The following is a 23,552-nucleotide window of genomic DNA, read 5'->3' on the forward strand; positions in this document are numbered from 1 at the left end:
TCCACGACCCGACGGCGCAGTTGGGGTCCGACGCCCCGCGCATCACGTCCGTACGTCCGTCACGATGAGCTTGGTCACGCGGCGAGGACGCCGGCCCTGGTCCCGTCGCCGGCCCGTTCGATCCGGCGGCATCCGGGCCGAACGAGCTGGGGGCATCCGGGCCGAACGGGCCGGGGCATCCGTTCGGCCCCGCCCCACCTGCGCGAACACCGGCCGGCCTCGACCGTGAAGGCATGACGCAGACAGCTCCCGCAGCAGGCAGGTCCTTCCTCGGCGAGGTCAGGGAAGCGGTCACCCCGCGGGCCACACTGCTGGTCATCGGCGTGATCGCCCTCCAGCTGCTCTTCATCGCCTCCTACGTGGGCGCGCTGCACGACCCGAAGCCCAAGGACGTGCCCTTCGGGGTCGTCGCGCCGCGGGCGGCGGCCGAGCAGACGGTGACCCGGCTGGCGCGGATCCCGGGCGAGCCGCTGGACCCGCGCGCGATCGCCGACGAGGCCACGGCACGTGAGCGGATCCTGAACCGGGAGATCGACGGCGCCATGGTGATCGACCCGGCGGGGACCACCGACACGCTCCTGGTCGCCTCCGGCGGCGGCACCGTCCTCGCCACCTCGCTGGAGACGCTCATCAGCACGGTCGAGAAGGCCGAGCGGCGCACGGTGAGGACCGTCGACGTGGCCCCGGCCTCCGCCCGGGACTTCGACGGGCTCTCGTCCTTCTACCTGGTCGTGGGCTGGTGCGTGGGCGGCTACCTCGCCGCGTCGATCCTGGCGATCAGCTCCGGCGCGCGGCCCGCGAACCCGAGACGCGCGGTGATCCGGCTCGTCGTGATGGCCCTGGTCGCGATCACCGGCGGGCTCGGCGGCGCCGTCATCGTCGGGCCGGTGCTGGGCGCCCTGCCGGGCGGCGTCTGCGCCCTCTGGGGTCTCGGCGCCCTGATCACCTTCGCGGTCGGCGCCGCCACGCTCGCCCTCCAGGGCGTCTTCGGGATCGTCGGCATCGGCCTGGCCATCCTGCTGGTGGTGATCGCGGGCAACCCGAGCGCGGGCGGCGCCTTCCCGCTGCCGATGCTGCCGCCCTTCTGGAAGGCGATCGGCCCGGCCCTGCCGCCGGGCGCGGGCACCTGGGCGGCCCGCTCGATCGCGTACTTCAAGGGCAACGACCTGACCGGCTCACTGCTGGTGCTCTCGGCGTGGGCGGTGGTGGGAAGCGCGGTGACACTCCTCGCGGCGACCCTCCGCTCGAACCGTGCCCCGGAGCGGGTCGAGGCTTGAGGGAACTCGACTCCCATCCGGACAGACACCTACCGCCCCTCACCCGCACCAGAGGGGCCGGTCCCAGGAACCCGCCTGCCCTCACCCGCACCAAGAGAAGCCGGTCCCAGGAACCGCCCGCCCTCACCCGTACGAGAGTCCCGCCCCCAGAAACCCACCCGCCCCCCACTCACACGAGAGTCCCGCCCCTAACCTGCAGGGGACGGGACTCCGTGTTCGCGACGAGACGGTCAGCCGATGTCCGCCCCGAAGGCCGAGAGCGCCTCGGTGACCGGCTGGAAGAACGTTTCTCCGCCCGAGGTGCAGTCGCCGCTGCCGCCGGAGGTGAGACCGATCGCGGTGGAGCCCGAGAAGAGCGAGCCACCGCTGTCACCGGGCTCGGCGCAGACGTCGGTCTGGATGAGTCCGTTGACGATGTCGCCGTTGCCGTAGTTCACGGTGGCGTCCAGACCGGTGACCGTGCCGCTGTGCACCTGGGTCGTGGAACCGCTGCGGGTCACCGCCTGGCCGACGGTGGCGTCGCCCGCCTGGGTGATGGCCTGCGCGGAACCGTTGTAGAGGTCGACCTCGCTCGGGTGGTCGACATCGGCGGTGTACTTGACCAGGCCGTAGTCGTTGTCGGGGAAGCTGGACTGCTCGTTCTCCCCGATCACGGTGCCGCCCGAGTCCGACCAGCTGGTGATCGACTCGGTGCAGTGCCCGGCGGTGATGAAGTACGGCTCGCCGCCCTTGACCACGTTGAAGCCGAGCGAGCAGCGACCGCCGCCGCCGGTGATGGCGTCGCCACCTGCGATGAAGGGTTTGAACTCCCCCTTCGTCCGCTTGAGTTCGGCCTTGGAGCCGAGTCCGTCGACGACCTGGGTCAGCTCGGCCAGCTCGGCCTTGGAGACCGTGCGGTCCGCGGTGACGACGACCTTGTTGCTCTCGGGGTCGGTCGCCCACGAGGTGCCGGGGATGGTCGCGTCCTTCTTGAGCGTCGCGCGGGCGCCCGTCAGCTCGGCGAGGGAGTTCTCGACGATTCTGGCGCGGGCCCCGGCCGTCTGGGCGGACTTGGCGGCGGCTTCGTCGAGCACGTTGACGACGAGTTGTCCGGCCTTCGCGTCGTAGTACGTTCCCGCCGCGTCGGCGCCGAGAGTCTCGCCCAGGGCCGAGGCGAGCTTTCCGGCCGCCGCGAGTGAAAGCGTTTGCGGGGCGGGGGTCTTCGGGGTCTCGCTCGCGTTCGCAGTCTGGAAGGTCACGCCCGCGGCGACCAGTGCGGTGATGCCCGCACCCGCGATGGCGACACGCCGCCTGGGTATACGTCGGTGCTTCAAGTCACGTCCTCCTGTGGGGGGATCGACCGGAGAGGTTGTGGGGACCTCACCGGCCGGAAGGCGTATGGACACGGGCCCGGCACACAGCAAATAGCCGCGTCCATGCCAATGTTCGACGCCCACTATTGCGAGGCTGACAGGGGACACACAAGGTCGACTTCAGGACTCGCGCACGCCAAGGGGCGTACGCCCCCCGCATCTTGGCTGTGCGTGGTCACACCACCTTGGTTCGCAGTGCAAACACACAGCGCGAGCACCCTTTGTGCAGCCTGTGAGGTCTAGTCCTGTCTTGTTTTCGACTCTCCGCTGTCCGGTTCCACCGGGGCCGCGGCGGACGGGAGTTGCTCCCGCACCGATTGCTGGGACGAGGAGACCGGCGGGGAGGACGGCGAGGAGACCGGCGAGGGCGGCGAAGATCGGGGCGGCGAGGGCTGGGGCTGAGGCTGGGAGGGCGGCGGGGCCCCCTGCTGTGCGCGCTCCAGGAATCGCAGCAGTTCCACCGGGAAGGGCAGGACGAGGGTGGAGTTCTTCTCGGCGGCGACCGCCACCACGGTCTGGAGCAGGCGGAGTTGGAGTGCCGCGGGCTGTTCGGACATCACCCCGGCGGCCTCGGCCAGCTTCTTGGACGCCTGGAGTTCCGCGTCCGCGTTGATGACCCGGGCCCGGCGTTCGCGGTCGGCCTCCGCCTGCCGGGCCATCGACCGCTTCATCGTCTCGGGCAGGGACACGTCCTTGATCTCGACCCGGTCGATCTGCACACCCCAGCCGACCGCCGGGCTGTCGATCATCAACTCCAGCCCCTGGTTGAGCTTTTCGCGGTTGGACAGCAGATCGTCAAGGTCGCTCTTGCCGATGATCGAGCGGAGCGAGGTCTGCGCCATCTGCGAGACCGCGAACTGGTAGTCCTCGACCTGGATGACCGCCTCCGCGGCGTCGATCACCTTGAAGTAGATGACCGCGTCCACCCGGACCGTGACGTTGTCCCGGGTGATGCCGTCCTGCGCGGGCACCGGCATCGTCACGATCTGCATGTTGACCTTACGCAGCTTGTCCACGAAGGGCACGATCATCGTGAACCCGGGGCCGCGCACCGAGGTTCGCAGCCTGCCGAGCCGCAGCACCACGCCCCGTTCGTACTGTTTGACGACACGGGCCCCGGCCATCACGTAGACCAGCCCCACCGACGCGACGGAGACTCCCGCCGCCACCAGCTCCTCCACCATTACGGCCCCCAGGGTCCGAAGTGGGCGCATCAGGCATGTATGTCGAAGGTAGCTCCGTCACCCGAGCAAGGGCGAGCCCCCGCACGGCAGTTGCGTGCGGGGGCTCGTCTGCTGCTGGCCACAGATGGTGCGTGGGGGGTCCGGTGGTGCCGTGGGGGGTTCGGTGGTGCGGGCCGGTCCTAGAAGACGCTGACGCCGTAGGCGTTCAGGGCCTCGACGACCGGCTGGAAGAAGGTCGTGCCACCGGAGGAGCAGTTGCCACTGCCACCCGAGGTCAGACCGTAGGCGATACCGCTGTTGGAGTAGAGCGAACCACCGGAGTCGCCGGGCTCGGCGCAGACCGTGGTCTGGATCATGCCGTAGACGACGTCGCCGCCACCGTAGTTGACGGTCGCGTTGAGGGCCGTGACCCGGCCGCTGTGCGTGCCGGTAGTGGAGCCGTCACGGTAGACCGTGGTGCCCACGGACGGGGTGCCCGCGCTGGTGATGTCCACGCCGCCGGCGGTGCCCGCCTTGGCGATGGTGGTGTTGGTGTAGCGCACCAGACCGTAGTCGTTGGTCGGGAAGCTGGAGCCGGCGGTCGGGCCGAGGACCGTCGTGCGACCGGAGTTGGAGTACCAGGTGCCCGCGCCGTCGGTGCAGTGACCGGCGGTCAGGAAGTAGTACGTGGAACCGCTGCGGACGTTGAACCCGAGGGAGCAGCGCCAGCTGGTCGCGTAGATGGCGTCGCCGCCCTGGATCAGCTTGTTGATCTTGCCGGGGGTGCGCTTGATCTCAAGGGCGCCGGCGTTGCCGCCCGCGGTCTGCTTGATCTCCGCGATCTCCGCCGCGGAGACGGTGCTGTCGATGGTGACGAGGACCTTGTTGGTCTTCGCGTCGACCGCCCAGGCGGTGCCGGGGACATCGGCCTTGAGCACCGAGGAGCTGGCGCTCTTCAGCTCGGACGCGCTGAAGGGCTCGGCGCCGCTCGCGCTCGAGGTGGGGATGGTGACAGCAGCTGCGGCCACGAGTCCGGTGGTGACGGCGATCAGCCGGGTCCGTCTCGCGATACCGCTGCGGGGGGTGGTGCGCTTGATCCTCACGTTCGTCCCTCCGATGGGGATGTCGGGGGCCCGCGTGGGGTCGGGGCCCGTGAGGCGCAGCCAGAGACACCCCCGTCCGGATTCCGGACAAGCCGTGCTCCTGACAAGCGCTGTGGGGGAGTATTCGGCGGCGCGGCCACTGTTCGCAAGGGCCCCTTTCGGTCATGCAGGGTTCAACTGAGCGACAGCGGAAGGGGGTTGATCTTGCGTCCGCCGCACCCCCGAGCTACGCGTGTTGACAGGCTCCGACCATGTCACCGCGTTGATCGCCGATGACTGACACATACACCGGGCCTCACCACCCGGCGCGCCGGACAGTGGCCGAGATTGGCGAATTCCTGTCATGAACACAGCAGTCTCACAGGGAGATACGGTCCGGACCCGCGAACGCGTGTCCGGAAGCCGGCTGGAGCCGCCGGAGTTCTCCGCCTTCGACAGGACGGCCTAGAGAATGCGCACCGAGGTGGACGCCTCGACCCGCGCGGATATCCACGCCCGCCTGAGCCCCCCCACTCGGCGGAGGCTCAGGCGGAGGGCTCGGTTGCGCTCGGCGCGGGTCGCGTGGCCGTTCGTCAGGCGGGGGTCTCCGCGGTGGCGGTCAGGATCGCGCGGCCGAGGATGTGGCCGGCCATGGTGAAGCCGAGAGCGGCGGGGGTGGCGTCGGCGGGGACGCCGATGGTGTCGACGTCGAGGGCGTGCACCACGGTGAAGTAGCGGTGCGGGCCATGTCCGGCCGGCGGGGCGGCGCCGATGAAGCGGGCCGCGCGGGCGTCGTTGGGCAGTTGGAAGGCGCCCTCGGGCAGACCCGAGCCGGTGTCGTCGCCGGCACCTTCGGGCAACTCGGTGACGGTGGCGGGGATGTCGGCGACCGCCCAGTGCCAGAACCCGGACCCGGTCGGGGCGTCGGGGTCGTAGACCGTGACCGCGTAGCTCCTGGTGCCTTCCGGGGCGCCGCTCCAGGACAACTGCGGGGAGACGTCCTTCCCGCCGGGAACGCCGGAGAGGCCGGAGTACTGCTCGATCGGCCAGCCGGTGCCGTCGGTGACGGTGGCGCTGACAACGGTGAAAGAGGCCGCCTCGGGGAGACGGGCGAAGGGGTCGTTGGAGCTCATGGTGCCGTGCCTTTCAGGTGGGCTGTTCCACGTGTGCTGATCGATGTGCGCTGATCCATGCGTGCTGTTTCAGGCGCGCTGTTTCAGATGCGCTGTGGGGTGGTGGTGACGCGGCCGACGGAGATCCGTCCGGGGCGGCACCGGAAGGCAGTGCTGCCGCGCTTCCGTTCACCACCGAGATCGACCATAACACCGATAATCGATTATCTGTCTAATCGTCTATTGTGTAAGCATGACCCAGACACCTCATCCCTCGACCTCACCCTCGGCGGGGAAGCAGATGCTCTCCGAGCAGGTCTACACACATCTGCGAGAGGCGATCATGCGCGGGGACCACGCCCCCGGTGACGCCCTCAAACCCCAGGACCTCGCGAAAGAGCAGGGCGTGAGCCTGGCCGTCGTGCGCGAGGCGCTCGTGCGGGTGGTCGGCGAGGGCCTCGCCGACCGGCTGCCCAACCGCGGCTTCGCCGTCCCGGCCTTCTCCGACCGCCGCTGGCAGGAGATCGCGGAGGCCCGCCGGACCGTCGAACCGGCCATGCTGCGCATGTCCGTCGAACGCGGCGACGTCGACTGGGAAGCCCGCGTACGAGCCGCCCACCACCGTCTGACCCGCACCCCGGCCTACCTACCGGAGGAGGGGGAGCACTACAGCAGCGCATGGGCCGAAGCCCACCGCCTCTTCCACCGCACACTGCTGGAGGGGTGCGGCAACCTCGTCCTGCTGGAGACCTTCGACCGGATGTGGACCGCGAGCGAGCTGGCCCGCCGCTGGTCGGCGCACCGCAACCCCGACCGGGACGGCGCCCTGGAGCACCGCCGACTGGAGGAGGCGGCCCTCGCCCGCGACGCCGACACCGCGGTCCAGGTCCTGACCCAGCACCTCACCCAGACCGCGGCCGGACTGACCGACTGCCCCCACCCCGAACCCACGGACGAACCCTGACGCGCCCTGCCTGCCTGGCCGCACAACCTGACCGCACAACCAAGACACCTGATCACCGGAACCGGAGCCACAGCATGACCACCTTCGAGGCGAGCACGGGCCGCCACTGCCACAACGCCGTCAGCCCTCTGCACGCATCCGTGTACTTCGCGCCGGAGCCGCGGGAGGAACTCGCGGCACTGGGACTGGAGCACGGAGCCATGGTCTACCTCGCGAGCCGCGCCGCACCGCTCGGGGCCGTTGACGCGGGCACCGTCACGGCGACGTTCTACAACTTCAACCACGAGCATGTGCGGCGGTACATCCCCGCGGTGTGGACCATCACCACACCGGAGGCGGTGCTCACGGCACGCCTGCACGCCGCGGACCGAACGCTCCGGCGGCTGCTCGGGAAGGAGGCCCTCATCTCCACGGAAATGACCGAGGCGGCCGAACTGGCCCTGCACGCCACCGAAGCCTGCCGCCGAGAAGCACGGCCGCTGTACGCCGCCAACGCCGACCTCCCCGTACCCGAAGAACCGCATCTGGCCCTGTGGCACGCCGCGACACTGCTGCGCGAACACCGGGGTGACGGTCACCTCGCCGCCCTGGCGATCGCCGGCCTGTCCGGCATCGAGGCGCTGGTCCTGCACAACGCCACCGGCACGGCACCGACCTCGGCCCTGTTCACGCGGACCCGCGGGTGGTCCACGCAGCAGTGGGACGCCGCCCGGGACCGGTTGCGCGAGCGCGGCCTGCTGGACGAGGGAGGCAACCTCACGCACGCGGGCACAGACCTGCGCGGCGAGGCCGAGGTGCTCACCGACCGCCTCGACGCCGCCCCCTACGACCACCTCGGCCCGGCCGCCACCGCACGCCTCACAGAACTGGCCGGCGGCTTCTCCGCAACCCTCCGAGCAGCGGGGGCCTTCCCCGCGGTGCACTTCGGCAAGGGCTGAGGGCCGGGGCCGGGCCGGGAGCCCGGTGCCCTCGTACGCGCACGCCCTGGTTCCGACCGACCGCGTCGGACCGCTCAGAGCAGGTTCCGCTCCCCCGCCGCGATCGGCGTGCCCAGGGTGTTCCCGGGCGGCGGGAACGGGCAGATGAAGTGGTCCGCGAAGGCGCACGGCGGGAGCAGGGCGCGGTTGAAGTCCACCGTCGTACGCCCCTCGGCGTCGGGCGCCGCCGGCCGCAGGAAGCGGAAACGGTGGCTGCTGTCCCCGCTCGTGGAGTCGGCGAACACGGCCCAGAGCGTGCCGTCGCTCTCCACCGACACCTGGAGCGTGAGGTCCTGCCCGTCGAGGGTGAAGGCGAGCACTCCGCCTAGTCCCAGCCCGCGCGCCCGCCCGTCCGCGTTCTCGACCCGCACGGTGCGGCTCTCGCCGTACGGCGTGAAGTGCCCCGGCACCGACCAGCGCGGATCGTACTCGGTCGCCTCGATGCCCTTGAACGCCTGCCGCCCCGGCGAGTTGGGGTCGAAGTCGCGCACGCCCCAGATCCCCTCCCGCACCAGCACCACGAACCTGCGCTCGCCGTGCCCGACCCGGGCCCCGTCCGCCGGGCCGAGGTCGGCGCCGAGCGTGATCTCGCCGGTGAAGGGCTTCCCGTCGACGGTGAGACCGTCCTCGGCCGTCGCCGTCAGCAGGACCGCGTCGGCCTCGGCGGCCCACCGTCCCGGGATACCCGGAAGCTGTCCCTCCGGAAAGTCCTCGATCCAGTGGGTGCCCGTGAGCGCGAGCGGTCCGTAGGGCGCCGACACCGTCGCGGTGCGGTGCTCGTGCCAGTGCTTCCAGTCCTCGGGTGCGTCCGTCGTCATGTGATCAACCTTTCCACACCGGATCCGGCAACCCGAGGTGTGAGCGCAGCGTCGTGCCCGGGTATTCCGTACGGAACGCGCCGCGCTCCTGGAGCAGCGGCACCACCCGGTCCACGAACTCGTCGAGGCCGCCGGGGGTCAGATGGGGTACGAGGATGAAGCCGTCGGCGGCGTCCCGCGTCACGAACTCGTCGAGCTCGGCGGCGACGGCCTGCGGGGTGCCGACGAAGGACTGCCGGCCACTCGCCTCGATCACGGTCTGCCGGATCGACAGCCCCTTCTCGCGCGACAGCGCCCGCCATCTCTCGGCGACCGCGAAGGGGTCGCCGACCTTCACCCGCCCCTGGACCAGGGTCGATCCGGGCTCCGGGTCGATGTCCGGAAGGGGGCCGTCGGGGTCGTACGAGGAGAGGTCGACGCCCCATACCTGCTCCAGCGCGAGGATCGCGTTCCGCGGCGAGACCTGCAGCCGGCGGATCTCGGCGGCCCGTTCCTGGGCCTCGGCGGCGGTGTCGCCGAGCACGACGGTGACCCCGGGCATGATCTTCAGGTCCTCGGGCGCCCTGCCGTACCGCGCGAGCCGCCCCTTCACGTCGGCGTAGAACTCGCGGCCCGCCTCCAGCGTGCCGTGCCGGGTGAAGACGACGTCGGCGGCGGACGCGGCGAACTCGCGGCCCTCCGGCGAGTCCCCTGCCTGGATGACGACGGGGTGCCCCTGCGGCGAGCGCGGTACGGCGAACTCGCCCGCGATGTCGAAGTGCCGCCCCCGGTGCGCGAAGGGGCGTGGCTGCCCCTCCGGCGTCCAGGAGTCCCACAACTCCCGCGCGGTGGCGACGAATTCGGCGGCGCGCGCATAGCGTTCGGCACGGTCGAGATAGCCGCCGCGCCGGAAGTTCTCGCCGGTGAAGGCGTCCGAGGAGGTCACCACGTTCCAGGCGGCCCGGCCGCCGCTGAGGTGGTCCAACGTGGCCAGCCTGCGGGCGAGTTCGTACGGCTCGTTGAAGGTCGCGTTGACCGTGGCGGCGAGCCCGAGCCGTTCGGTGACGGCCGCGAGCGCGTTGAGCACGGTGATCGACTCGGGCCGCCCCACCACGTCCAGGTCGTGGATCCGCCCCCGGTGCTCGCGCAGCCGCAGCCCCTCCGCGAGGAAGAAGAAGTCGAAGAGACCGCGCTCGGCGGTGCGCGCGAGATGCTCGAAGGAGGAGAAGTCGATCTGGGACCCGGACCGCGGATCGGCCCATACGGTGGTGCTGTTGACGCCGGGAAAGTGCGCGGCGAGATGCAGTCGCTTGCGTACGGTCATGACGTTCCCCCTGTCACGGCGTACTGGTTGGCGGGCCGGGCGAGCCCGAGGTGGTCCCGGAGCGTGCTGCCCGGGTAGAAGGTGCGGAAGAGACCTCGGTGTTGGAGCAGCGCCACCGTTCCGTTGACGAGCCGCTCCAGGTCACGGTGCGGTTCGACGGGCGTGAGGTGGAAGCCGTCGGCTGCGTTGGCCTGGTGCCAGGAGGCGATCAGGTCGGCGAGGTCCACGGGCCCGCCCCGGTACAGCGGGCCCCGCGCGGTCTGCCGGGGTCCGCCGCCGCCGTGGCCGGGCTCGGCCGCGTGCTCGCCGTCGCCGAGGTCGACGGTGAGTCCGGCGAGGACCCGCAGCTCGTCCGGGTTCCGCCCGAACCGCGCGGCGCCGTCCCGCAGTTCGGCCCGCAGGGCTCGGGCCTGCGCCGGGCCCGCGACCCGCACGATCACCACGTCGGCGTACCGGGCCGCGGTCTGCCGGGCGTGGCTCTCGGTGGCGTCGACGACCCGGACCGGGTGGCCCTGCGGAGGGCGCGGCACGATCGAGGGGCCCTTCACCGAGAAGGTCGGGCCCTCGAAGTCGACGTGGTGCAGCCTGTCCCGGTCGATGAAGCGCCCGGTCTCCTCGTCGCGTATCTCGGCGTCGTCCTGCCAGCTGTCCCACAACCGGGCGGCCACGTCGGCGACTTCGCCGGCCTCGCGCCACAGCGCGTCGGCGGTCGCGGCGTGCCGGCGGCCAAACAGCCGCGCCTCGCCCTCGGACGTCGACACGTCGATCCGCCAGCCGGCCCGGCCGCGGCTGACCCAGTCGAGGGTGGCCACGGCCGCCTGGACGTGGAAGGGCTCGGTGTGTGTGGTGGTCACGGTCGGCACCAGACCGACCCGGCGGGTGAGGGGCGCGACCCGTGCGAGGACGGCGAGCGCGTCGGGTCCCGGGCGCGCGAAGGTGTCGCCGAGCGTCACGAAGTCGAGTGCCCCGCGCTCGGCGAGCCGCGCCAACTCCACGTGGGAGGCGGCGTCGTACGCCGCCGGTTGGTCGAGGGCGGCGGCCAGGTGCAGAAGCGCCCGGCCGTTCGGTGCGGTCATCTTGGGTGGACCTCTCAGCGAGGAACTGGGGTCCGGCGGAACCCGTGCGGAACCCGCCGGACCCGGGTGGACTACGACTGGGTCTTGGGCGGACCGGAGCGGACTACGACCGGGCCTTGGGGAGACCGGAGTGGATGGACTACGACCCGGTCTACGGCAGACCGGAGTGCACTACGACTGGGTCTTCGGCAGACCGGGCGGGTTGATCTCGGACTTCTCGACGGCCTCGGTCGACAGCCCCCAGCGCTTGAGCACCTCGGCGTAGGTGCCGTTCTCGATCACGTGGTCGATGGCGGCGGCGTAGGCGTCCACGAGCCCGCTGTCCTTCTTCGTGGTGGCGGCGATCTTGCCCTGGAGCTCGTCGCCGGCCCCGGAGAGCGTGCCGACGATCTCGGTCTGGCCGGCGGACGCGACGTGGTAGACGGCCGACGGGCTCGGGCCGAGGTAGGCGTCGATACGTCCCGACTGGAGCGCCAGGTAGTAGTCCGTGTCCTTCTGGAAGTACTTGATGTCCACGGGCTCCAGCCCGGCGTCCTCGTTCTGCTTGCTCCAGTCGACGAGGATCTTCTCCTGGTTGGTGCCGGAGGAGACGGCGATGGTCCTGCCCGCGACGTCCTTGGGTTCCTTGACCGCCCAGTCCCCGCCCTTCTTCGCCTCGAAGGAGATGTTGTCGAGGCGGTAGGTCGCGAAGTCGTACTTCTCCTTGCGCTCCTCGGTGACGGTGACGTTGGAGAACACGGCGTCGAACTTGCCGCTGTCCAGCCCGACGAAGAGGTTCTCCCAGGACACCTCCTCGTTGTCGAGCTTGAGTCCGAGGGTGTCCGCGACGAGCGTCGCGAGGTCGATCTCCGAGCCGATCCGGGTTCTGTCGTCGGTCGCGTAGAACCCGAGTGGCGGCGAGGCGTCGGCGCTCTGGCCGAGCTTCAGCGTGCCGCGCTCGGCGATGGCCGCCGGCACGAGCGCGGCGATCTCGTCGACCTTCTTGCCGCGGACCCGGTTCTGGTCGGGGCCGATGTTGATGCTGCCGACCTTCTTGGTGTCCGAACCGCCCGTCCCGGTCGCCGCGTCACTGTCACCGCCGCAGGCGCTGAGCAGCGGTGCGGTGACGAGGGCGGCAACCGAGACTGCGAAGGTACGTCGGGACAACATGGGCGAACTCCTTGGGTTTGCAGGGGTTTACTGATGAGTCGAGAAGGAACTGAGGGCTCGTCACAGGACCTTGGAGAGAAACGCCCGGGTCCGCTCGTGCCGTGGCTTGTCGAGTACGTCACCGGGGGCGCCCTGCTCGACCACGCGGCCGTCGTCCATGAAGACGACGGTGTCGGCCACCTCGCGGGCGAAGCCGATCTCGTGCGTGACCACGATCATCGTGGTGCCCTGGTGGGCCAGGTCCTTGATGACGTCGAGGACCTCGCCGACCAGTTCGGGGTCGAGCGCGGAGGTCGGCTCGTCGAAGAGCAGCAGCTTCGGCTCCAGGGCCAGCGCACGGGCGATCGCGACGCGCTGCTGCTGACCGCCGGACAACTGCTTGGGGTAGGCGTCCGCCTTGTCGGAGAGACCCACCCGGTCGAGCAGTCTGCCCGCGGCCTCCACGGCGTCCCTGCGCGGCCGCTTCAGCGCGGAGACGGGTGCCTCGACGATGTTGTCCAGCACGGTGAGGTGCGGGAAGAGGTTGAAGTTCTGGAAGACGAAGCCGATCCGGGTGCGCTGCCTGAGGATCTCGCGCTCGCGCAGTTCGTAGAGCTTGTCCCCGGAGCGCCGGTAGCCGACGAGCGTGCCGTCGACGCTGATCCAGCCCTGGTCGACCTTCTCCAGATGGTTGATGGTGCGCAGCAGCGTCGACTTGCCGGATCCGGACGGGCCGAGGATGACGGTCACCTCGCCGGTGCGCACCTCCAGGTCGACACCCTTGAGCACCTCCAGCGAACCGAAGCTCTTGTGGACGGACTTGATGTCGACCATCGGTCCCGTCCGGTCCTGGGTGCCCTCGTCCTTCGTGACCGTGGCGCTCATCGGGTGGTCCCCTTCGCGAAGTGTCGTTCGACGTAGTACTGGATGATCGAGAGCACCGTGGTCAGGAGGATGTACCAGGCGGTGGCGACCATCAGGAGCGGCACGACCCGGCCGTTGCGGCCGTAGATCACCTGGACCTGGTAGAAGAGTTCGCCGATCGCCATCACGGAGACGATCGAGGTGCCCTTGAAGAGGGAGATCACCTCGTTGGCGGCGTTCGGCAGGATCGACCGCATCGCCTGCGGCAGCACGATCCGCCGGATCTGCCGCAGCCGGGGGATGCCGAGCGCGGCGGCGGCCTCCAACTGCCCGCCGTCCACGGCCAGTACGCCGCCGCGCACGATCTCCGCCGCATAGGCCGCCTGGTGCAGCGCGAGCCCGAGCACGGCGGCACTCATGGCCCCGACCAGGTCCATCGTGGGGAAGGAGAAGAAGCCGGGCCCGAACGGGATGCCGAACCGCAACTCCTGGTAGAGGTAGGCGAGGTTGAACCAGAAGAGCAGTTGCACGATCAGCGGGATCGAGCGGAACGCCCAGATGTAGGCGAAGGCCACGCCCTTCAGGAACGGGCTCGCCGACAGTCGCATGAAGGCCAGCACGATACCGAGCGCGAAGCCCAACGCCGTCCCGTAGAAGGTCAGTTGGATGGTGACCCAGACGGCCTTGAGGACCACGTCCGCCGTTATGTAGTCGGCGAACACCTCCCACTCCCAGCCGGCGTTGGTGGCGAGCCCGTGCGCGAACTGCGCCAGCAGCACAGCGGTCACGACGACCGCCGCCCACCGCCAGGGGTGGCGGACCGGCACGACCTTGAGCGCACCCAGGTCCTCCGGTTCGGAGGCCGTTCTGGCGCGGGGTGGATCACTGGTCAGAGACATGAGGGTTCCTCGGAGGCAGGAGGGGGACGTGGGCGGAACGCCGGGCGGGTACGGCGGACCGGGGGCGGAGAGCCGGGTGGTGAGCGCGTCGTGCTCGGAGCTTCAGGCCGCGGCCCGACAGGAGAGCGCGCGCAGGAACGCCAGCGCCGCACGCGCGGCCGCGTCGTTCTGCCGGAAGGCCGGACCGCCGGTACGCGGCCGGGTGAACGCCCCCGAGCCGCGCGCGTCGGTGTGCGGACCGAGCGCGAAACGCCGGGGATGCGGGGTGCCGGAGCGGTCCAGGACCCTGCTGTCGACGGGGTCCACGGCGAGCAGCCCCTCGGGAGTGGCGGCGGCGCCCTCCGCGTACAGCCGGCGCAGCAGCGGGTCACAGGTGCGCTCGACCGTGGGGTGCGGCAGCCGCGCCTCGACGAGCGCGCGGGCCTCGACACTCACGCCGGGCGCGGTGGCGCTGTGGGCCCGGAAGACGCCGTCCTCGGCGGTGACGGTCATGTCGGCGCCCACGAACCTCAGGATCCCGGCCCGCGACAGGGCGAGCAGCTGCCGCAGCCGGGGTCCGGGCGGCCCCGACGCGAGACAGCTGAAGAAGCCGTGCCACCACGGGCCGATGTCACCGAGCCTGACCAGCTGACCGTATACGGAGAGCAGCCCGAGGAAGACGGCCAGATCCGGGCTGCCGGCCGGATCATGACGGCGTGTCAGGTCCTCTTCGATGTACGCGCGCAGGCCCGCCTGAAGCTCCTCGGACGACGTGAACCGCACGTCGTCCAGCGGATGGTCGAGGGCCGCGAGGTCGAGCCGGTCGCCCGGATCCGGCACGGCGGACGCCACCAGTGCCTGGATCTCGGCGGAGTCGGCGGCGGCGTACTTCTCCTCGAAGTCCGTCCAGGCCATCCGCGTGCGCTCGGAGTGGGCCGCGAACAGCCGGTGGTAGTGCGCGAACCCCAGTTCCTTCTCGATCAGCGGCTGGACGTCCCGCCGGAAGTCGAACCCGTCCGGCCGCGCCAGCAGTCCGTCGATCTCGGCGGGCCCCAGGAACCGTGGCAGCGGCGGCCGTTCGCCCTCCCAGTCGTAACCGATCTTGGAGTGGTAGGGAACCCCGCGCCGCGAGCCGACGTACATGATCGGCTCGCGCCCGGACGGGATGTACGTGTCGCCCTCGTACCGTCCGCCACGCCCCTCCGTCAGCAGCACCATCAGGTCGACGAAGGCGAGTCCGAAGCCGCGCACCAGCACCGGTTCGCGCGCCTCCAGCGCGGAGAGGTCGCTGTCGGCGGTGAAGTCAGGCGGCAGGTGCACCAGGTGGTGCCGCTCCGCGTACGCCGCCAAGTCCCGTTGCTCATCGTCGGGTTCGGCGTCGAGGTGGCCGAGCGTGAGGACCACGAGGTCTGCGGCGAGCGGCCGGGCCACGCCTTCGAGCCACACCTGCTGGCGGCCTCCGCGCGGTCCTTCGACGCGCAGGGCACGGCGCCGGTGGTGCCGCACCCGGATGCCCGGCGGCAGGGCGTCCACGGTCCGTTCGTACACCCAGCGCAGGTAGCCGCCCTGGCGCTGCCGGTCCGCGAAGACGCGTCCGTCGAGGTCCGCCCATTCGTGCAGCGTGGGGCCCTCGACCACCGGTCCGTCCATGGCCACCGTCTCGTCGGTGAACATGGTGACGTCCTGGGCCTGCGAGTTCATCCACAGGAGCGGCGACTGCTCCTCGCGCCAGATGCGTCCGCCGCCCGGCGGATGGGGGTCGACGAGATGGATGTCGAACCCCGGGTCGTCCCCGGCGCCCGCGACTCCCCCTGTCCCCCCGGCGCCCTCGCCTCCCGCCGCGCCCGAACCGCCGTACAGCTCAGGCAGGTTGGCGGCGATCCGCTCCAGGAGGCCGGTGCCGCGCGGCCCGGCGCCGACGATCACCAGGGCGGGCCGTCCGGCGCTCATCGGGTGCGCTCCGAACCGCGCGCGTAGTGCCGCTCCACGTAGTACTGGCCGACGCTGAGCACCGAGGTGACGACGACGTACCAGAGCGTGGCCACCATGAGCAACGGCATGACCTGGTAGGTGCGGTGGTAGACGAGCTGGACGGAGTAGAGCAGGTCCTGCACGGCGATGACGCTGACGATGGAGGTGCCCTTGAGGGTGCCGATCAGCATGTTCCCGGCCGGCGGCACGATGGAGCGCATCGCCTGCGGCAGCACGATCCTCCACCAGCGGCGCCACCGGCTCAGCCCGAGCGCCTGCGCGGCCTCGATCTGACCGCGGTCGACGGAGAGGATGCCGCCGCGCACCACCTCGGCGGCGTACGCGGCCTCGTGCAGGGTGAGGCCGATGATGGCGACGGTGACCGGGCCGAGCAGGTTCACCGTCCTGATCCCGAGGATCTCCGGGTACAGCACTCCGATGTTGAACCAGAACAGCAGCTGCACCAGGATCGGCATCGACCGGAACAGCCAGACGTATCCCCAACTCACCGCCCTCAGCACGGGGTTGGCGGAGAGCCGGAACGCGGCGAGCAGGGTCCCGAGGGCGAAGCCGAGCACCATGACGAGCACGGTCAGCCAGAGGGTGAGCCAGAGCCCGCGCAGCACCGCGGCGGTGGTGAAGTAGTCGCCCACGACGTCCCACTGGAAGGCGTCGTTGCGCACCACGGAGTTGAGGGCGAGCCCGAGCAGGACCAGGACGACGACGGCGGCGGTCCACTGGCCGAGACGGCGCTGCGGGACGATGCGCGGGGGCGCCGCGTCTTCCGGTGCGGCCACCTTGGTGAGGGTGTCGGACGACATGCGAAGGCTCCGTGATGCGTCGAGTCGAACACGGTGGTGCCTTCACACGAGGCCGTACGGTCACCAGGACCGGGCGGGCCACACGAGTCGTCGCGAGGACGTCCCACGGCCGAGCCCCTCAGCATGGCCGTCCGACGAGAGTACGGCCGCGATTCCCTTCGTTGTCAAGGGTGTCCACACTGTGAGCCGTACGTCTCAGGTCAGTTGACGCGGAAACGGATGCCTGTTCCACTTGGCCCATGCACTCGCAGCAGTGGCTGGTCACGCGCTCCCACATCGACTTCGGTCGAGTGTGGTCCTCTTCCTGTTGAGCTGACCTCCGGCGCCCTGTCCGACGGGCGCCTTCTGCGTTTTCCCGGTGCCTTCCGAGCACCGTCGCCCACGCCTTCACACGCGTTCTCCGCGCCCCCCTCGCGCACTGAGCCCAGCTCCCCGCAGCCTTCAGCCTGCCCGCTCTCGCCTGCCCGGCTTCCGCCTGCCTCCGCCCGCTTCCACACGCCTCCCCCTGCCTCCGCCTGCTCAGGAGATCCGTACGCCATGAGTACGCTTTCGCGACCCCGAAGTCGCCGTTTCATACCTTTCGCCCTGGTAACCTCCGCGGCTCTGCTGCTCACGGCCTGCGGTTCCGGTGACCCGGAGAGCACGGGCGCCGGCGGAACCGGCGCCCAGGCCGCGGTCAACAGCGACGGAATCCCGACGACCGACGTGGTCTCGGCCGTCAAGGAGGACCCGGCGGCGGCGAAACTGCTGCCCTCCGGCGTCAGCGGCCTCGACATCGCCGTCAGCGTCTCCGGCCAGCCGCCCGGCACCGCCTACCTGCAGGACGGCAAGACGCTCGCGGGACAGGACGTCGACTTCGCGAACGCGGTCGCCAAGACCCTCGGCATCGAACTGCACTACCAGGCAGCGAGCTTCGAGGCGATCCTGCCGGCCCTCGACAGCGGCAAGTACGACCTCGGGATCGGCAACTTCGGTGTGACCGACGAGCGTCGCGCCACCATCGACTTCGTCACCTACATCAACGACGGCCAGGGTTTCGCCACCCGCGACGACAGCAAGCTGACGAAGATCACCGATCTGAAGCAGCTGTGCGGTCTGAACGTGGCGACCGCCGCGGGCACGACCTTCGAGGCGACGCTGGAGGACAACAAGAAGGTCTGCACGGACGCGGGCGAGGACGCCTACAAGGTGCAGACGTACAGCGAGCAGGGCGCGATCTGGTCCTCGCTGCAACAGGGCCGCAGCGACATCGTGATGAGCACGATCAACGGCCTGCGTTACGCGGTCGCCCACCAGGAGGGCGTGAAGTTCCTCAGCGAGTACCACCGCCTCGACGTCGGCTTCGCCTTCAAGAAGGGCACCGAGCTGGCGCCCGCCTTCCAGGCCGCGGTGAACCGGCTGATAGCCGACGGGACGTACGACAGGATCCTCAAGAAGTGGGGTACGACCGGCTCGGAGATCGAGAAGTCGGAGATCTCCCCGCCGGAGATCAAGGACTGAGACGGACGTCCACCTCCGACCCCGGGCTGCCGTCCTGCACAGGCGGCGGGACGGCACCCCGGCGCCTCGTCACCAGCCGCAGACACGCCCGTCAGCAGCCACAGTCACACCCGCAGTCGCACCCTTCGCAGCACTTGCCGCAGCAGTCACAGCACTGGCAGCAGTCTCCGCATCCACTGCAGTCGCAGTCGCTCTGGCTGCAGAGCCCGTCCCTGCGCTGCCGGCTCCACGGGTCCTCGAACTCGCCGCAGCACATCTGGCACGTACAGGCCAGCCCCGCCCACACCAGACAGCCCGCGAGGAGCCCGCGGCGGTCGCGGCGCGGCGGTTCCGGAGGGAACGGCGGTCCACCCGGGCCGCCGGGCGGCGCGTACGGTCCCGTCGGCGGCGGACCGTATACGTCCACCCGGTGCCCGCACGAGCTCGTACCGAAGGCGCGGTCCACGGAGTTGCGCAGTTCGTGCGCGAGCAGGATGTGCGCCAGCCTGCCGTCGGTGAACTCCACCTCGCGCAGCGCCAGCCGTATGCCGTGCAGCGCGTCGTCGGCGAGCCGACGGGCTTCGGTGAGCGGCGTCCCGGTCCCCGTGAGCGGGTTCCACGCGCCCGACGCGGCGTCAGTTTCCCGGTCCTCCACGGCATCCAGGAGATGCGCGAGCCGTCCGAAGAGCCGTCCGGTCTCGGCGAGCGGTACCGCGTTGCCCCGCCTTCCGGCGAGCACGGCGGTGTGCGCGAAGGCCGCTGCGGTCGCCGTCTCGGTCGGCTCGGTGACGGTCAGCAGCGGCGTCCCGAGCCCGGCCAGCGCCTCCACACCGAGCTGCCGGTCCACCGCGTCGACCAGCACCGCGGTGTCGAATCCGACGTCCGCGCCGGTACGCGCACCCGCGCGCCCCCAGCTCCTGGCGACCCGGCGAGCGGCGAGCGCAACCGGCCTGCGCGCCAACAGCCCGTCCCCGTCGGCCACGTGGTCGCGCACCTTGGCCGAGGCCAGCACCAGCGAGACGGCGGCGGCGAGCCGCGCACCCTCGCCCTGCGCGACGGACGCCGTGCGCATACCGCGCAACGGACAGGGCCCCGCCGTACGCCGCCACCCCGTGGCACGTTCGGCCTGAGCCTCCGTCAGAACCGATACCAGCAAGCCGTCATAGTTGGTGACGACCCTGGCGAACTGACCGTGGTCCCCGCGCAGCGCGAGGCACAGCCCGCACAAATGCGCCATCCACTGCGTCTTGAGTCCTTCACCGAGGCGATGGGCGCAAGGCCTCACAATCCCGAACACGACACTCCCCCGTGATGCGTACGAAGTTGAGCTGCGGCATCGTATCGACCACCTCGTTCACCCGTACGCACCATCCGTCACCCGAACGCCGTTGAGAATCATATTTCACTCTCAGTCAGCAGCCGTGCACAGCAGGACCCTTGGGAAACGCGGGCTCTCGACGAATTCGCTGTGCACCAGTACCGTCACGAAACCCCCGCGCGGCGTCTATCCCCTTGGCGCTACATCCGCATCATGGACGACCATGGGGATGCGGAAAGCAAGAAAGACCGCTGTGAGAGGAGGCGTCCATGGGATCGGTGCGCAAGGCGAGTGCCTGGCTTGGCCTCGTCGACGACAACGATGACGAGCGTTACTACGACGACGACAACTACGCCGAGAACCAGGAGACCGGAGATGCCTGGGTCACCGACCCTCGTGTGAAGGTCGCTTCCGAGACGGCCGAGGAGAAGGGCCGCCGGATCGGCACGGTCACCCCGGACAGCTTCCGGGACGCACGCGGAATCGGCGAACTCTTCCGGGACGGCATCCCGGTCATCATCAACCTCACGTCCATGGAGCCCGCCGACGCCAAGCGCGTGGTGGACTTCGCGGCCGGCCTGACCTTCGGCCTGCGCGGCACCATCGAGCGGGTCGCCACCCGCGTCTTCCTGCTGACCCCTGCCAACACGGAGATCGTCAGCGGCGAGGCCGCGAGCCGTCCGACCGACGGCTTCTTCAACCAGAGCTGAGGCAGGGCCGCTCACCGGCCCTGCCTCGCCCGGGGCCCCTCACGGGTCTACCGGAAGGCATCGAGTCCGGTGAGCGCCTTGCCCAGCACGAGTTGGTGCATTTCGACGGTGCCCTCATAGGTGAGCACCGACTCCAGGTTCGTGGCGTGCCGCATCACCGGGTATTCGAGCGAGATGCCGTTGGCGCCGAGAACGGTACGCGCGGTCCGGCAGATCTCGATCGCCTCCCGCACATTGTTGAGCTTGCCGAAGCTGACCTGCTCCGGGCGCAGCCGCCCCGCGTCCATGCGCCGCCCGAGGTGGTGGGCGAGCAGGATCCCCTTGTGCAGTTCGACCGCCATGTCGGCGAGTTTGGCCTGGGTGAGCTGGAAGCCGCCGATGGGCCGCCCGAACTGCTCACGCGTCTTGGCGTATTCGACCGCGGCATCGAAACTGGCCCGCGCTGCGCCCATCGCACCCCACACGATCCCGTACCGCGCGTGCGACAGACACGCCAGCGGCCCCTTCAGCCCGGTGACCTCCGGCAGCACGGCGTCGGCGGGCAGCCGTACGTCGTCCAGGATCAGTTCGCTGGTGACGGAGGCGCGCAACGACCACTTGTGCTTGATCTCGGGGGCGGAGAACCCGGCCACGTCGGTGGGCACGACGAATCCGCGGATCCCCTCGTCGGTCTGCGCCCACACCACGGCGACACCGGCGACCGACCCGTTGGTGATCCACATCTTCCGGCCGTTGAGGACCCAGTCCCCGCCGTCGCGCTTGGCGTACGTCCGCATGGAGCCCGGGTCGGATCCGTGGTCGGGCTCGGTGAGCCCGAAGCATCCGATCACCTCACCGGCGGCCATGCCGGGCAGCCACCGCTGCTTCTGCTCCTCCGACCCGAACCGGTGGACGGCGTACATCGCGAGGGATCCCTGCACCGACACGAGCGACCGGATGCCGGAGTCGGCAGCCTCCAGCTCCAGACAGGCCAGCCCGTACTGCACGGCGGAGGCGCCCGCGCACCCGTACCCCTGAAGCGACATCCCGAGCGCCCCGATCCCGCCCAACTCCCGCGCCAGCTCCCGGATTCCGGGCAGCTCCCCCTTCTCGTACCACTCGGCGACGTACGGCAGCACCCGGTCCGCGGCCCAGGCCCGCACGGTGTCGCGGACCGCCAGATCCTCCGCGTCCAGCAGATCGTCGAGACCCAGCGGGTCGGCCGGGTCGAAGGGGGGCAACTTCGAGGACGCGGACATGCACAGCCTCCGGGACTCTGAAACTAGCACCGCTAGTTACGACTGGTGCGCCGACGTTACGACGCGGTGTCCCGCACGTCCAGCGCCCCACGAACCCACAGCCGCGGACGGCGGCCGACCGACCCACGAACTCGCGGCCGCGCACGGCGGGCGACCCCCACGGGAGACCCGCACTTGTTGTCGGGGCCGCACCGGCGGTGCGCGGGCGGGAGAACTACACGGAGACGCGGGACGACGCCACTTCCCGGGGCGCCGGAATTTCCGCCGAGCCCGCCGCAGGCGCCTCGCACTCCATGACCCGCGGCAGCCGCAGCGCCATGACCGCCCCGAGGAGCAGCAGCCCCGCACTGACCAGCAGCGTCACATGCAGCCCATGCACGAAGGAGTCCCGAGCCACCTGCCGCAGGACCGCGCCGGGATGCCCCCCGAGCCGCGCGGCGACCTCGTACGCCTCTCCCAGCGAGTGCCCCGCCGCCTTGGAATCGGAGGCCGGAACCCCCGGAACCGACGACAGCCGGGGCGTGTACGCCGCGTTCATCACGCTCCCCAGCAGCGCGATGCCGATGCCCGCGCCCAGCTGATAGGAGGTCTCCCCGATCGCGGCCGCCCCGCCCGCCTGGGCCGGCGGCGCCTCGCTGAGCATCGACTCGTAGGCCCCGAAGAGGGTCATCTCCAGGCCGAAGCCGAGCAGCACGAACCCGAAGAGCAGCAGCCCCGTGTTGTCCCGCCCGCCCATCGGGAGGAGCGTGATCACGGCGGCGGCGGTGACGCAGAAGCCGGAGCAGACCATCGCGCGCGGCCCGAACCGTCGCAGCAGCTTCGCGCCGGCCAGCCCCGCCGCCATCGCGGCGACGGTGAGCGGCAGCAGCCGCAGCCCCGTCTCCAGCGGCGAGAGCCCGAGCACGAGCTGGAGGTACTGGGCGGCGATCAGCTCAAGCCCGACCAGGGCGAGCATGGCGAGCACGATGCAGCAGACGGACGTACTGAACGCGGGCCGGGAGAACATCCGCAGATCGACCAGCGGATGCTCGCGCCGCCGCTGTCGTCGTACGAAGGCCACCATCAGCGCCGCGCCGGCCAGCAGCGGTACCAGGGTGAACGGGCTGAAGGGCGCCTCGCCGCCGCCGAGCCGCTTCACGCCGAGGACGAGGCCGAAGAGCGCGGCGGCACCCATCAGCGCGCCGACGACATCCCAGGGTCCCTTGCCGTCGCCCTTCGACTCGGGCAGCAGCAGCCGTCCGATGGGCAGGCTGACCAGCATCAGCGGGATGTTGACGAGGAAGACGGAGCCCCACCAGAAGTGCTCCAGCAGGAATCCGCCCAGCAGCGGCCCGACCGCCGCGCCGACGGCGGCCACGGCGCTCCAGATCCCGATGGCGAGCGCCCGTTCCCGCCGGTCGGGGAAGACCTGCCGGAGGATGGAGAGCGTCGCGGGCATGATCATCGCGCCGCCGACGCCGAGCAGGGCGCGCGCGCCGATGAGCATGTGCGCGCTGTCGGAGAAGGCCGCGAGTCCGGAGGCGACACCGAACAGCGAGTAGCCGAGGAGAAGGATCCGGCGGCGGCCGACGCGGTCGCCCAGCGTGCCGAAGAGAATGAGGAGCGAGGCGCAGACGAGCGGGTAGACGTCGACGATCCAGAGGAGCTCTATCCCGCCGGGCCTGAGGTCCTCGGTGACGGCGGGCACCGCGACATGCAGGACGGTGGCGTCGAGGGCGACCAGGAGCAGGCTGACGCAGAGGACGACCAGGACGACCCAGCGGTTGGCACCGGCTCCGGTCTCCCGACGGCATCGCGCAGCGGCCGTAGTCGTCCCGGACATGCACTACCTCCCAGATGTTCCCTCGCGTTCGGCGGGACCGCGGGGTGGGGACTCCCTGCGGCTGCGGCCTGGGAGAGCGGAGTCCCGGCCCACGCAACAAAGGCGAGTGAGCCGTCAGCGTACGCGAGTTCCGGCCACTGACGCGTGGCGGACCTCTCACGTTGCTTCCAGCAGGGTGTGTCGTACGCCACGTTCCCCC

General features: G+C 70.5%; 20 protein-coding genes. 5 read left to right on the forward strand and 15 right to left on the reverse strand.

Features of this window, described 5'->3' with window-relative positions:
- Positions 1-233 precede the first annotated feature (233 nt).
- Positions 234-1,277 (forward strand): DUF3533 domain-containing protein, encoded by a 1,044-nt coding sequence (locus tag ACIP79_RS38105; protein ID WP_401231392.1) that lies wholly within the window; start codon positions 234-236, stop codon positions 1,275-1,277.
- Between the two features lie 230 nt (positions 1,278-1,507).
- Here the strand turns inward: ACIP79_RS38105 and ACIP79_RS38110 are convergent, their stop codons facing one another.
- The 4 genes from ACIP79_RS38110 to ACIP79_RS38125 form a co-directional block, all read right to left on the reverse strand.
- On the reverse strand, positions 1,508-2,590 hold the full coding sequence (locus ACIP79_RS38110) for a S1 family peptidase (protein WP_401231395.1): 1,083 nt from the start codon (positions 2,588-2,590) through the stop codon (positions 1,508-1,510).
- A gap of 278 nt (positions 2,591-2,868) precedes the next feature.
- Positions 2,869-3,813, reverse strand: coding sequence for a slipin family protein (locus ACIP79_RS38115; RefSeq protein ID WP_401231560.1), 945 nt, complete (start codon positions 3,811-3,813; stop codon positions 2,869-2,871).
- 179 nt (positions 3,814-3,992) lie between these two features.
- Positions 3,993-4,895, reverse strand: coding sequence for a S1 family peptidase (locus tag ACIP79_RS38120; protein ID WP_401231398.1), 903 nt, complete (start codon positions 4,893-4,895; stop codon positions 3,993-3,995).
- A 572-nt stretch (positions 4,896-5,467) separates the two neighbouring features.
- The gene (locus ACIP79_RS38125; RefSeq protein WP_401231399.1) at positions 5,468-6,007 is read right to left on the reverse strand and encodes a YbhB/YbcL family Raf kinase inhibitor-like protein; all 540 of its coding nucleotides are present in this window, start codon (positions 6,005-6,007) and stop codon (positions 5,468-5,470) included.
- A gap of 232 nt (positions 6,008-6,239) precedes the next feature.
- Between ACIP79_RS38125 and ACIP79_RS38130 the strand changes: the two genes are divergently transcribed.
- Both ACIP79_RS38130 and ACIP79_RS38135 read left to right on the forward strand, forming a co-directional pair.
- Positions 6,240-6,950, forward strand: coding sequence for a GntR family transcriptional regulator (locus ACIP79_RS38130; RefSeq protein WP_401231402.1), 711 nt, complete (start codon positions 6,240-6,242; stop codon positions 6,948-6,950).
- Between the two features lie 74 nt (positions 6,951-7,024).
- On the forward strand, positions 7,025-7,888 hold the full coding sequence (locus ACIP79_RS38135; protein WP_401231405.1) for a hypothetical protein: 864 nt from the start codon (positions 7,025-7,027) through the stop codon (positions 7,886-7,888).
- A 74-nt stretch (positions 7,889-7,962) separates the two neighbouring features.
- Here ACIP79_RS38135 and ACIP79_RS38140 read toward each other — a convergent pair whose 3' ends face one another.
- From ACIP79_RS38140 to ACIP79_RS38175, 8 genes are all read right to left on the reverse strand, one after another.
- On the reverse strand, positions 7,963-8,745 hold the full coding sequence (locus ACIP79_RS38140; RefSeq protein ID WP_387186888.1) for a DUF1684 domain-containing protein: 783 nt from the start codon (positions 8,743-8,745) through the stop codon (positions 7,963-7,965).
- A 4-nt stretch (positions 8,746-8,749) separates the two neighbouring features.
- Positions 8,750-10,048 carry an NtaA/DmoA family FMN-dependent monooxygenase gene (locus tag ACIP79_RS38145; protein WP_401231408.1) on the reverse strand — a complete coding sequence of 433 codons (1,299 nt, stop codon included), beginning with the start codon at positions 10,046-10,048 and terminating at the stop codon, positions 8,750-8,752.
- Positions 10,045-11,124 (reverse strand): LLM class flavin-dependent oxidoreductase, encoded by a 1,080-nt coding sequence (locus ACIP79_RS38150; RefSeq protein WP_401231411.1) that lies wholly within the window; start codon positions 11,122-11,124, stop codon positions 10,045-10,047. Before ACIP79_RS38150 ends, ACIP79_RS38145 begins: the two co-directional genes overlap by 4 nt.
- Positions 11,125-11,295: 171 nt before the next feature.
- Positions 11,296-12,273, reverse strand: a complete 978-nt coding sequence (locus ACIP79_RS38155) for an ABC transporter substrate-binding protein (protein WP_401231413.1) — start codon at positions 12,271-12,273, stop codon at positions 11,296-11,298.
- A 60-nt stretch (positions 12,274-12,333) separates the two neighbouring features.
- Positions 12,334-13,086: an amino acid ABC transporter ATP-binding protein gene (locus tag ACIP79_RS38160; RefSeq protein ID WP_401231562.1), complete on the reverse strand. Its 753-nt coding sequence runs from the start codon at positions 13,084-13,086 to the stop codon at positions 12,334-12,336.
- Between the two features lie 47 nt (positions 13,087-13,133).
- Positions 13,134-14,015 carry an amino acid ABC transporter permease gene (locus ACIP79_RS38165; RefSeq protein WP_401231415.1) on the reverse strand — a complete coding sequence of 294 codons (882 nt, stop codon included), beginning with the start codon at positions 14,013-14,015 and terminating at the stop codon, positions 13,134-13,136.
- A gap of 102 nt (positions 14,016-14,117) precedes the next feature.
- Positions 14,118-15,944, reverse strand: coding sequence for an FAD/NAD(P)-binding protein (locus tag ACIP79_RS38170; protein WP_401231418.1), 1,827 nt, complete (start codon positions 15,942-15,944; stop codon positions 14,118-14,120).
- A complete protein-coding gene (locus ACIP79_RS38175) occupies positions 15,941-16,786 on the reverse strand; it encodes an amino acid ABC transporter permease (RefSeq protein ID WP_401231421.1) in 846 nt (281 codons plus the stop codon). Before ACIP79_RS38175 ends, ACIP79_RS38170 begins: the two co-directional genes overlap by 4 nt.
- A gap of 537 nt (positions 16,787-17,323) precedes the next feature.
- Here ACIP79_RS38175 and ACIP79_RS38180 point away from each other — a divergent pair.
- Positions 17,324-18,286 (forward strand): ABC transporter substrate-binding protein, encoded by a 963-nt coding sequence (locus ACIP79_RS38180; RefSeq protein ID WP_401231424.1) that lies wholly within the window; start codon positions 17,324-17,326, stop codon positions 18,284-18,286.
- Between the two features lie 91 nt (positions 18,287-18,377).
- Here ACIP79_RS38180 and ACIP79_RS38185 read toward each other — a convergent pair whose 3' ends face one another.
- Complete coding sequence (locus tag ACIP79_RS38185) at positions 18,378-19,562, reverse strand: DUF5685 family protein (RefSeq protein WP_401231426.1); 1,185 nt, start codon at positions 19,560-19,562, stop codon at positions 18,378-18,380.
- 290 nt (positions 19,563-19,852) lie between these two features.
- Between ACIP79_RS38185 and ACIP79_RS38190 the strand changes: the two genes are divergently transcribed.
- Entirely contained in the window at positions 19,853-20,293 is a 441-nt protein-coding gene (locus tag ACIP79_RS38190; protein WP_383683526.1) for a cell division protein SepF, read from the forward strand.
- 47 nt (positions 20,294-20,340) lie between these two features.
- Here ACIP79_RS38190 and ACIP79_RS38195 read toward each other — a convergent pair whose 3' ends face one another.
- Together ACIP79_RS38195 and ACIP79_RS38200 are read right to left on the reverse strand one after the other, a co-directional pair.
- The gene (locus tag ACIP79_RS38195) at positions 20,341-21,531 is read right to left on the reverse strand and encodes an acyl-CoA dehydrogenase family protein (RefSeq protein WP_401231430.1); all 1,191 of its coding nucleotides are present in this window, start codon (positions 21,529-21,531) and stop codon (positions 20,341-20,343) included.
- Positions 21,532-21,745: 214 nt separating this feature from the next.
- On the reverse strand, positions 21,746-23,353 hold the full coding sequence (locus tag ACIP79_RS38200) for an MFS transporter (protein WP_401231431.1): 1,608 nt from the start codon (positions 23,351-23,353) through the stop codon (positions 21,746-21,748).
- Positions 23,354-23,552: the final 199 nt, after the last annotated feature.

Source organism: Streptomyces sp. NPDC088747 (genome assembly GCF_044751025.1).
GTDB lineage: Bacteria > Actinomycetota > Actinomycetes > Streptomycetales > Streptomycetaceae > Streptomyces.